General features: G+C 38.0%; 8 protein-coding genes and 2 pseudogenes. All 10 read right to left on the bottom strand.

What is annotated here, in order from left to right; genetic code table 11:
* Positions 1-74: 74 nt before the first annotated feature.
* Positions 75-902, bottom strand: coding sequence for a hypothetical protein (locus tag MN869_RS15520; RefSeq protein WP_243308577.1), 828 nt, complete (start codon positions 900-902; stop codon positions 75-77).
* Between the two features lie 69 nt (positions 903-971).
* Positions 972-2,561 carry a peptide chain release factor 3 gene (locus MN869_RS15515; protein WP_243308576.1) on the bottom strand — a complete coding sequence of 530 codons (1,590 nt, stop codon included), beginning with the start codon at positions 2,559-2,561 and terminating at the stop codon, positions 972-974.
* Between the two features lie 182 nt (positions 2,562-2,743).
* Positions 2,744-3,748: a Fic family protein gene (locus MN869_RS15510; RefSeq protein ID WP_049175456.1), complete on the bottom strand. Its 1,005-nt coding sequence runs from the start codon at positions 3,746-3,748 to the stop codon at positions 2,744-2,746.
* A 213-nt stretch (positions 3,749-3,961) separates the two neighbouring features.
* Entirely contained in the window at positions 3,962-5,914 is a 1,953-nt protein-coding gene (locus tag MN869_RS15505) for an ATP-binding protein (protein ID WP_243308575.1), read from the bottom strand.
* A gap of 42 nt (positions 5,915-5,956) precedes the next feature.
* Positions 5,957-6,763, bottom strand: coding sequence for a hypothetical protein (locus MN869_RS15500; RefSeq protein WP_243308574.1), 807 nt, complete (start codon positions 6,761-6,763; stop codon positions 5,957-5,959).
* 32 nt (positions 6,764-6,795) lie between these two features.
* Complete coding sequence (locus MN869_RS15495; RefSeq protein ID WP_243308572.1) at positions 6,796-6,969, bottom strand: hypothetical protein; 174 nt, start codon at positions 6,967-6,969, stop codon at positions 6,796-6,798.
* Positions 6,966-8,123 (bottom strand): restriction endonuclease subunit S, encoded by a 1,158-nt coding sequence (locus MN869_RS15490; RefSeq protein WP_243308571.1) that lies wholly within the window; start codon positions 8,121-8,123, stop codon positions 6,966-6,968. Before MN869_RS15490 ends, MN869_RS15495 begins: the two co-directional genes overlap by 4 nt.
* The gene (locus tag MN869_RS15485; protein ID WP_243308569.1) at positions 8,120-9,829 is read right to left on the bottom strand and encodes an N-6 DNA methylase; all 1,710 of its coding nucleotides are present in this window, start codon (positions 9,827-9,829) and stop codon (positions 8,120-8,122) included. Before MN869_RS15485 ends, MN869_RS15490 begins: the two co-directional genes overlap by 4 nt.
* 5 nt (positions 9,830-9,834) lie before the next feature.
* Positions 9,835-10,242: pseudogene (locus tag MN869_RS15480) on the bottom strand (DUF262 domain-containing protein); the annotation flags it as partial.
* A gap of 63 nt (positions 10,243-10,305) precedes the next feature.
* Positions 10,306-11,571 (bottom strand): annotated as a pseudogene (locus tag MN869_RS15475) (hypothetical protein); the annotation flags it as partial.

Raw genomic sequence — 11,571 nt, 5'->3', positions numbered from 1 at the left:
TCGAACTTCATACAAAACCGCTAGCAGTGCATGCAATTTCTATACGAATCTCAAAAATCTTGTACTCAATCCGATTAGAACATTTGCTGGTATATTTCAGCTTGTAGCATTTGTTTGCTTTGTTCCGTAGTCAAATAAATATCTAGTTGTGGTGCATCTTTGCTGATTTCATTGGCACGATAATGCACTCCAATTCCTTCTCCATCAAAGAACCAATCCGCTTGTCCCCAATACAATTTTTTCGGCACTTGCTTTTTGACTTCTGCCGATTGCTTGTCTACCCATGTTTGATAATGCGCCTGAATAATCTCGTTCAATGCATTTTGCTGATTCTTCTGGATCACATCCAAAACACTGACACTTTTTTGCAGCTTACGATCCGCCACAAAAAAGTAGAAGCGATCTTTCACCGCAATATCTTCTTGTTGTGTATCCACACCCACTTGCAACAATACATATTGATTTCGTTGCGAGGCAATACGTGTGGTTAGATGCAGTTCATAGGCTTTGTTTTTAGAATATTTATCTTGCCACTCATCTGACTTTTTCACATAGGCATTGATGGCCTGTTGCAAGGTTAGATTTTTATTCAACTCAATCTGCTGTTGAATCACGTTGGCCTGATTTTTCGCAATCCATGCATTGAGCCAATCATCTTGTGTCTTGATGCTTTGAATGTCGACATCAATACAATTTTTCTTTTCACAAAATGGCAAGGCATAATCCGCCTTGGCTTCTTTCATATTTAGATAAGGGAGAACTTCGGCTTTTTCGGCAGTGACTGCTACTTGTTCTTTACTTTGAGCGGCATCAGTCTCATTTTTCTTAGGATGATCACATGCGGTTAAAGCCATCATTCCAATCAATATACTGACAGCAAAAAGTGGTTTTAAAGTGTTCATCACATCATCCTTTATTTTCTGGTTATTCAATTAAAAACAGCCTCTAATTAGAAGCTGTTTTTGTCTATCTTAGTGTTCTCGTGTGTTACGGAACTGAATGTCTGGCCAGCGTTCTTGCATCAACTGCAAGTTTACGCGACTTGGTGCAAGATAAGTTAAGTGGCCGCCGCCATCAACTGAAAGTTGATCATGTGCCTTTTTCTTAAACTCATTCAGGATCTTTTCGTCATCACAATGCACCCAACGAACGGTATGCACACTGACAGGCTCATAAATACAATCCACTTTATATTCTTCTTTTAAGCGATAAGCGACCACATCAAACTGTAACACGCCGACAGCACCGACAATCAGATCATTACTGATTTGTGGCATGAACACTTGGGTTGCACCCTCTTCAGATAACTCTTTCAGACCTTTTTGCAACTGCTTGGATTTCAAAGGATCTTTTAAGCGGACACGGCGGAACATTTCTGGCGCAAAGTGTGGAATCCCAGTGAAATGTAGATCTTCACCGCTGGTAAAGGTATCTCCAATCTGAATGGTGCCATGGTTATGCAAACCAATGATATCACCCGGCCAAGCCTCTTCCAGATGCTCACGCTCACCCGCAAGGAACGTTAATGCATCACTAATACGCACATCTTTACCGATACGCACATGATTCATTTTCAAGCCTTTTTCATATTTACCTGAGCAAATACGCATAAAGGCAATACGGTCACGATGCTTTGGATCCATATTGGCTTGAATCTTGAAGACAAAACCTGTGAAACCTTCTTCATTGGCATCCACAATCCGTTCTTGCGTTGGATGTGCCTTCGGCTCGGGCGCCCAATTAATAAAGGTATCCAAGACATGATCCACTGCAAAGTTACCTAATGCAGTACCGAATAAGACTGGAGTTTGTTTACCTTGCAAGAATAACTCACGGTCGAGTGGCTCATTGGCCATTTGTACCAATTCAAGTGATTCCTCAAAGGATGCCCACGCCAACTCGCCTACTTTTTCACGAATATCAGCATAGTCATAACCATCACGCACTTCGATATCAGTAATGGTTGAACCAAAACCTGCTTTATAGACATAAAGTTTGTTTTCAAGCAGGTTATAGACGCCAGCAAAATCACGTCCCATACCCAAAGGCCATGTAATTGGCACACAACGGATATTCAAGACATTTTCGATTTCGTCAAGTAACTCTAAAGGTTCGCGAATTTCACGGTCCATTTTGTTGACGAATGAAATGATTGGCGTGTCGCGCATACGACACACTTCCATTAATTTAATGGTACGTTCTTCGACACCCTTTGCACCATCAATCACCATCAATGCAGAATCCACTGCGGTTAAAGTCCGGTAGGTATCTTCCGAGAAATCTTCATGTCCCGGGGTATCGAGTAAGTTAATGGTGTGCTTTTTATAAGGGAACTGCATCACCGATGTGGTAATCGAGATGCCACGTTCTTTTTCCATTTCCATCCAGTCTGACGTTGCTGAACGGTCAGACTTACGGCTTTTGACCATCCCTGCAACCTGAATCGCCTTACCCCATAACAACAGTTTTTCTGTCATGGTGGTCTTACCCGCATCCGGGTGGGAAATGATGGCAAAGGTTCTGCGAACCTTTACCTGCTTAGCTAATTCATCTTTAAACATGAGAAAAATCTACAATATGTACACAGTTATGTACACATTTCTAAATATGTACCAAAACTGAAAAAAGTGGGAATTCAAAATTGGCATAATTGTAGCAGATTTAGAGTTATATAGGCATAGTTGGTAATCCAGTGGCTTTTGGTATTGAGCCACCGATTGTCTATCTATGACGCCACTTAGTTTTATACACTCAATCTATACTTTTGCTTCGGACTCTTCGGTTTATCTGGAATTGTACGTTCAATCAAATCCGCTTCTATTGCAGGATTCAAGTAATTCTTTTGGAACGTTGCTCGATGGGTTAATCCGACCAATTGCATCAACTCAGCCAAAGTGTAGTCTTCTTGCTTCATTGCCGAAACCAAACGTTGTACTTGATCGCTCACTTGTACGCCAGCTTGAGCGGTAACATGATCGCTATCTTGAGCGGTATCATTTGAACTCAGGATTGCATCTAAGATCATCTGCAAAATATATTCAATAAATGGTGCTGAATCAGTACGATCGGTACTTGTTTGCAAAGCCTCATAGTAGGCTTTTTGATTTTGATGAATCAAACTCTCAACTGGAATATTAGCAAAGATTGGATTCCATCTGCTTAATATTAAAGTTTGCCATAGCCTTCCCATTCGACCATTACCATCTGCAAATGGATGAATAAATTCAAACTCATAGTGGAAGACTGAGCTTTGAATCAGTGGATGTATATCGCTGTCATTCAACCAATCAAGTAAATCAGCCATCAAACGGTTAATCTGATTCGCAGGTGGAGCCATATGCACCACTCGATCACCTGACATCACACCGACACCACCATGACGATATTGACCAACCTCATCAATCAAGCCTGTCATTAAAATTTGATGCGCTTGTAATAGGTCTTTTTCTTGGCTTGGTTGCCACTGCTGAAAGGCTTCATAAGCTTTAATGGCATTACGTACTTCCTGAACTTCTTTAGGAGGTGCAATTACGGTCTTACCATTTAGAATCGCCGTGATTTGCTCGGTACTTAGAGTGTTTCCTTCAATCGCAAGTGAGCCTTGAATGGTACGAATACGATTAGCCTTCCTTAGCTTAAGACTATTTTGGATTTCTTCTAAAACGGTCAAGCGCCCTATATTCTCACTGATCTGTGCAATCAGATGAATGATTTTGGAAGTGATGGTATAAGGCGGTTGGTATTTCACAATAGGTCTACTCCGCTAGACTTGTTTTAGAATAAATTCTTAATTTGCTCAATCATCTATATAAACTACTTTTTTCTTAAATAAGCTTCTACTTAGGGATAGCTACAATATTTGAAGAGCATTTGATGGTATTATGAAAACCTAACCAATTCGGTTGACTCAGAATTTTAAACACCTTCATCTAGAGCCTCGAATTTATATTTAGAACTTGGATTAATAAGCAAGTTCTGGATTCATATTATAAATTTCTTCCAATCTACTTTGCTCTTTCTGAATATGCTCCTGAATCAAAGGAGCTTCTTTCACTTTATTAAATAGACCCAACATCCTTTTTTCAGAACGTATTATCAGATCTCTATAAAGCATAGGCGTAATTTTTACATTTCCTCGTTCCATTGGATCATTTTCAAAAGGCAAAATACAATCCCCCAAAACAAAGCCTTGTACCGCAGTATTTGCAGTAATAGCTCCTTTTTCTCTTAATTCAATTACATATTTCCAAACCTGATTAACTTCTTTAGTTCCCAATTTTAGATCTGTAGTTTTTAAATCAATAATAATGAGGTGAGAAACGCCATTAACTTCAAATTCATCATTGTAAGCAGGTAAAGAATAAAAACCAACAGTTCCATCAGGTAAAATTAAATAATCTGGTCTATTACGAGAACCCTTAGAATCTGGTTGTTTGAACAAATGTTTTAAAGCATGTGTCATACCTTTATTTGAAGTGTATTCTATACTTTCAAACTGAGGACCAAACATCCATAATGAGTTATTAAATAGAACTTGAAGTTCATGTACTTCATCTATTTCGCTGATATCCATTTTTAATTTAAATTCTGCAATAGTCTTCAAACGACCTTGTATTTCATCTAATACCACCTTTGCCATATCAATACCCCAATCATTGAGAATTGAGTAAAGATTATCCAAATCATGCTCTTTATAGGTGCTCAACTTTTGTAATAAATTAAATTTATTTGAAGACTTTTCTAAATTTATTAGTATATTAGCTAAATGGAATAATGTACTCTCATTTAAACTAGGACAATCTTTTACCACCTCATCAACAAAACTAATCAGCTTTGTCCTTGCAGACGATCCGAGATCTCTACTTTCACTTCTAACTTTGCCTAATACTTTATTTGCTTTTAATTTTGATTCTTTTTCTAAGGGTTCATCCATTAAATCTTTAATAGCAGGGATCATTACATCTTCAAATTCAGACCATAATTCACTTTGAACATCAAATCCTGACCAATCAGGTAAAACTAGATTTAAAGAATGTAGACAATCTGCCTCAATAATTAAATTATACTTTTTTGCTGCTGATTTTCGTTGATCAAAAGCATCAAAGTTTTTTAGAAAACTCCAATTTATTCCACCAACTAATCTTCCATGAACCCACCATGCAACACCTCTTTGCTTTGTAGATATATCAGCTTTATCAGTATCAATAAGTCTCAAAATTACTTTTTTTTCTTTAAAAAATATTTCCTTGCTAATTAAGCAATCTGAGGGAATGTCATTAAAATTTAACTGCTCCTTATTTACAAAAATTTTAAAAGATGGACGTGAAATAAAGCGAGCACTTAGCTCTTTTCTTAATTCCTCAATTTCAACTATATGTTCAATATATTTAATCGGCGTAGAAATTTTAATTCCTGCTTCTTTTTTAGTTTTTTTATGAGCCTCACCAGAAATTTGTAATGGCGATTTATCTGTATTTATGGATCTAGAAACTTGAGCAGAAAACTCATTACCATCTTTTACAGAAACAACTTGATAAAAATCATTGAAACAGAAAGCTGAAAATCGACCTTTTCCATTTTTACCAAACACTTCTCTTTGCTCAATTATTTCTCCATTTGTATCGTATATTGAAACGGTATTACCCTGATTAGAGATACGATCATAGTTTAAAATATTCCAAATACTCTTAAATTCATCTAGTGCCAGCCCCTTTCCATCATCAAGAATTTCAAATTTAGGATTAGCTAAATCTTTAGAGGTTGGCCATGAGATATATACATTTTTAGCTCCCGCATCATAAGCATTTGCAATTAATTCTACAGTAGCAACGATAGGATCTTTTATCATGTTTCCTAGAAACTTATCTAGAAAGCGTTGATCATATTTAGTTTCAAATAAATCCTGTTGTGACATTTCCTTCCCCAAGAAATTAATGAGCATAATGTTGATTGATGACTATTTTGAAGCCTTCTTTTTAGTCCGTGTATAAATATGCTTCGCCAATCGCTTAGCAACCTTTTTACGCAATTCATCCGTACTCATTACCTTATTACAGACTTCCTCATTTCCTGCAAGTCGAACAAGAAACAGATCAATTAACTTTCCTGATAAGTACTCTGTAAAACTGTCTAGAGAATTTGCGTTCACCGCTTGTACTATCTCTTCATTTTCAATAGCTGCTTGCTCAACCTGATCAAAGAACAATTGATCTGCTACTGTAAAATCAGTACCAAATGCCTCATTCAATTCATCAATCAGATGCGATACATTATCTGTAGATTCTGCCTGTCCTGTTCCCACATCCGTTGAACCTTTCAAGGCATTGGCTTCACCATGCCCTAAATCAATACTATTTTCACTTAACTTCTGTAGGCGATAAAATTGAAGTTCCACAATTTTAGATAAATCAACTTCATTTTCCTTTGAGCCTTTAGGCAACTTTTGTAGTAAAGCTTTTAAATACGCATATCGTTGCTCATGTTCTGAATCTGTAAAGTCCATAATTTGCGAGACAAACAGATATAAATTTAAATAGCTTTGCAATTGGCTCTTAAATAACTTTTGTTGCTCTTGTTGATGTACAAGATCATCAGGATGAATTTTCTTATATTTATCAACAGCACGGTCAATAATGCTATTCAACTGCTTATGTTCATGCCCTGTTAGCTTACTTCGATCTTTAAACCAAATATTTGCAAACTCAATTAAATCAGCTTCAAAGTAAAACTTCCATTGATCCAATGTATGACCAAGCTCATTCAACTTTTGCTCATTTGGAATATCACCAAGTTTAGTTAACTCGTAAATTCGCTTTCATCCTCATCGCCATCATCTAAAAACTCTTGAGCAATTGCAGATTCAATCCCATCTTTATTTAGAATTTTACGTAATTCCATGGCAGTTTCGCCACTTTGTGAACTGTGGGCTTCATCGACAATAACAGCAAAATTCTTGCCTTCTGTACTCAAATCAACCTTAATTCCTTTTTCCGCTTGGGTGCGAATAAATCATTATACTTTTCAGCACTTACATTCTGAATCGTAGCTTGGATATTAACGGAACTAATCCAATCCCAATATTGTTTGGATTGAAGAAAATAATTAACAAATTCAGGATTATAATTTCCTTGATCTAATCTAGCACGAATTAAATAACCCGCATAACAGGCAAAACCTACTGATTCAGCTTTGTAAAGATAACTTTTACCAACGGTTGCCCCACTTCTTGCAAGTAAAATATCTAAGTCATCCAATAGATATTCTTGTGCTTTTTCTGACTCTAGAGATTTAAATGTTTCATCCTTCAAATTTCCAGATTCATCAATATCAGTGATTCGTATATATCGTGGATTTTCTTTATCATCTGATTCAGCTGATTCATTTGCTCCATACTTCAATTTTTCAGATAATAGAAATTTAAGCCGTTTAACATTCCATGTATTTGGAATATTACCCAAAAGTACAACATCACTCTCTTTCATCTCCACATCAGGATTTAAGCCCTTAGTCACTGCATGAGAAATCAAAGACACGCGCTGTTCATCCAATTTTTCCAATAAAGTTTCTTGCTTGGTAATTAATGCATCAACTTGGGCAAGGCGTTTATCTAAAAAATCTGTGATTATTTTTTGTTCATCCAAACTTGGATAAACCATTCTAAATGAAGAAATATCATCCCAACTTGCACGAGGCATTTTAGAGCCAAAAGTTGTTCCATTAACTTCATTAATAAAGTCTTGCGATAAGCAGTAATAACTTAAAAACTTTGGATAAATTACCTCAGAAGATCTAAACACCAAAGCTTCGGTAGAAGATAAACCTTCTTCTTGAGCTAAAAAAACTTTAGCTAAATAGGGTCTTAACTTACCAAATAGAACATCATCCTTTTGGAATCTATGACCTATCCCCTCACTTTCAAGCTCTACTGAATCAAGCAATTTACCTGTAAATGATTCAATATTTTCTAAACCAAAATATCTAAGATCAGATTCTTTGGCATCAATTTTATCCCCGACATTAGCGACTACAAATTTCATGCGTTTAACATCCCAATGGCTAGGGATTTCCCCTAACCATTGCACGCCACTATCCTTATAACTTTCGTAACGTGGTAATTGGCTCATGCAGACAAGCCTCCCAACATCTGCATAATCTCTTTCTCAAGCTGAACAATCTCAGACTTAATTTCCTCTAACGGACGTGGTGGCTCATAGACATAGAAATGACGGTTAATTGGAATCTCATAACCCACTTTAGTTTTACTATAATCAACCCACGCATCAGCCACATGCGGTAAAACTTCCGCTTTTAAATAAGCTTCGCAATGCGCTGTAACCAATGGCAATAACTCCGACAAGTCAGGCTCTTTGTCATAATTTACAGGTAAAGGTAAAGTCAAATTGTCAGGGAATGAAACGAGCTCTGTATCACGCAATTGCGTATCTGGCTCAATATTACCTTTACTGTCTTTACACATATCAGCCGTTTGGTCACGTTCAGACAATGCTTCCAAAATCGCTTTCTTCACAGGCGCAGCAAGTTTAAAGCTTAATCCTTTCAAAATTGGATCGAGTACCTTTAAGAACGCATCACGATTCTTCCAGACTTGATCAGAAATTTTTTCAGTAAGAACCTTTTTAATCGCTTCCTGTTGTAAACGACCTGTTTGCTCTTCCTTCGAAATTTCAGCAGTATCTTTTACTTTCTTACTCTTTGCCAAGTTTTCAAATGCAGATTGCTGATCTAACAAGGCAATACGTTCAGCAGAAATCATAAAGTTCAAACGCAATGGACGTTCTACAGTCAGCTTCAAATAACCAAAATCTTGATTATTAAAAATCTTCGAACACACCTTCGCTTCACCTGCATTGTTTTGAATCATTGCACTGGTGTCTTGATCTTTAAATTTCGAATAGAACTTCGTCAGTTCAGCAATATGTGCTTTAGACAATTCATTACGCTTATTGCCTAAGCTCTTCGCCATCTTTTGATAATGCGCAGTACCATCAATGAGCTGTACTTTACCTTTACGCTGTTCAGATTTTTTGTTCGAAATAATCCAAATATAAGTATAGATACCTGTGTTATAGAACATCTGATCAGGCAAAGCGATAATCGCTTCAAGCCAATCATTTTCAATGATCCAACGACGGATATTACTTTCACCACTGCCTGCATCACCTGTAAATAATGGTGAACCATTAAATACCACAGCAATACGTGAACCTTCACCACCATTTTCAGGTGAAGCTTTCATTTTAGAAATCATGTGTTGAGCGAACAATAATGATCCATCATTGATTCGTGGCAAGCCTGCACCAAAGCGACCTGAAAAGCCCTGCTTCTCTTCATCATCAATAAAATCTTTTTGGTTTTTCCATTCCACACCAAAAGGAGGATTTGAGAACATATAGTGAAAGTCTTTGTCTGCATGACCATCATGCGGAACATAACCATCTTTCTCCTTGGCATTTTTCACACCAAGCGTATCGCCATAAACAATGTTTTCAGCTGGCTCATCTTTAATCAACAAATCAGAACAACAGATGGCGTATGACTCAGGGTTATATTCTTGTCCATACATATCAAGGCTAATCTTCTCATTGTATTTTTTGAGAAATTTTTCAGACTCAGACAACATACCACCCGTACCCGCCGTTGGGTCGTAAATACTACGGTGTACCCCTGCTTTAATCAGCTCTTTCTGATCCTCCTCAAAGATCAAATTCACCATCAACTCAATCACTTCACGAGGCGTAAAGTGATCCCCTGCTTCTTCATTTGCCTGTTCATTAAACTTACGAACTAACTCTTCAAATAAGTAACCCATTTGCAGATTACTACTTTTTCAAAAAATTTCCGAGTATCCATATTTAGCTTTAATACAAATTGGTCATTTCCTATAGCGCCTCGTATTAGATATTTGGCGGTAATGCTTTCTTTTTCCACTTTATCAGCAAATAGAGAAATACATTTAAAAAAAATAACCAACGTAGTTAATCGCTGTTGACCATCTACAATATGATATTGATTAGACTGATCTTTAATCTGTGATAAAACAAGTGTACCTGTATAGTGCCTCACGGCTGAAGTATCTAAAAGAAGATGATCAATATCTTTCAATAATTCATCAATCTGCTTTTCATCCCAAGCATATCCTCTTTGATAATCAGGGATGCAAAAATAACTTCCCTCAAAAATTTCTGGTAATGTCCGAAGCTGATGTACAAAGTTATTTTTCATTAGGTGCTCAATAAGTGATTTTTTGATTATGAACTAGAGTGACCAATTATATTTCAAATTCATTTATAACAATCTCAATTTAATCAATTTATTAAAAATAAGGGGCTTGCACCCCTTGCTATCCAGTACTGTGACATTGTTAAAGTCAACGTCATCTTTGGTTGCTACGTTATAGATGTCTTGACCATCAGCACCTATGGTTTTAGTCACTGTGACGTTCTTGCCTTCGGTCACTTCAGTTTTCGCTGCCGCTGCTTCGCCTTGGATCGCATCGGCTACTGTGTCATAGCCTTTGTCATTAACAGTAAATGGACCATTCAGCTTACCGCCTTCATTAGTCACGCCACCACCCAAGATATCGCCTGTAGAAGCAACGCTATCATTCAGTTGACCACCATTGACTGCATCTTTAGAACCTGCTGCAATCGTGCCGTCTGCGACACCACTGATCTTACCTGTGGTTCCATCAATGTTGACGTCACCCACTTGCACTGAATCAAAATCCACATCACGTGCAGTCGCAACTTCATAGTTGGTGCTGCCATCGGCATTAGTCGACTCAGTTACAACGATATTGTCGCCTTCGGTGACCGTGGTTTTCGCTGTCACTGCATTTTTACGCACTGAATCAATTGCATCATGGATGTTACCTTCACCTGTGTTCCCCACATTGCTGGTCGTGACTGAACCGTTTGGATTTAAGACTGTTTCACCACCAATTGCGCTTCGGACACTGTCTGCGACACCATGCAATTGACCGCCATTGATCGCTTCGGTTGAACCCGCTGCAATGGTGCCATCAGCTACGCCACTGATTTTGCCTGTGCTGCCATCAATGTTGATATCACCCACTTGCACCGAATCAAAGGAAACATCATCCGCGGTTGCAACTTCATAGATGGTTTGTCCATCGGCACCGGTACGGCTTTCAACGGTCATGTTCTTGCCAGCTTCAACTTCGGTTTTCGCTGCTGCTGCTTCTCCTTGGATCGCATCCGCGACCGTGTCATAGCCTTTGTCATTCACGGTAAATGGTCCGTTGAGGCGACCACCTTCATTGGTCACACCACCACCCAAGATATCGCCTGTAGAGCCGACACTGTCATTCAGCTGACCACCATTGACCGCTTCAGTTGAACCTGCGGCAACCGTACCGTCAGTCACACCGCTGATCTTGCCTGTGGTGCCATCAATATTCACATTACCGACTTGCACCGAATCAAAGGAAACATCATCCGCTGTTGCAACTTCATAAATGCTTTGTCCATTATCACCGATCGTCTCGGTCACACTTATGTTCTTACCTTCGGTCACTTCGGTTTTCGCTGT

The sequence above is a fragment of the Acinetobacter sp. NIPH1876 genome, assembly GCF_022808535.1.
In the GTDB taxonomy this organism is placed as follows: domain Bacteria; phylum Pseudomonadota; class Gammaproteobacteria; order Pseudomonadales; family Moraxellaceae; genus Acinetobacter; species Acinetobacter higginsii.
Note: the sequence above shows the minus strand (reverse complement) of the source record. Positions and strands in the feature narration are given on the sequence as shown.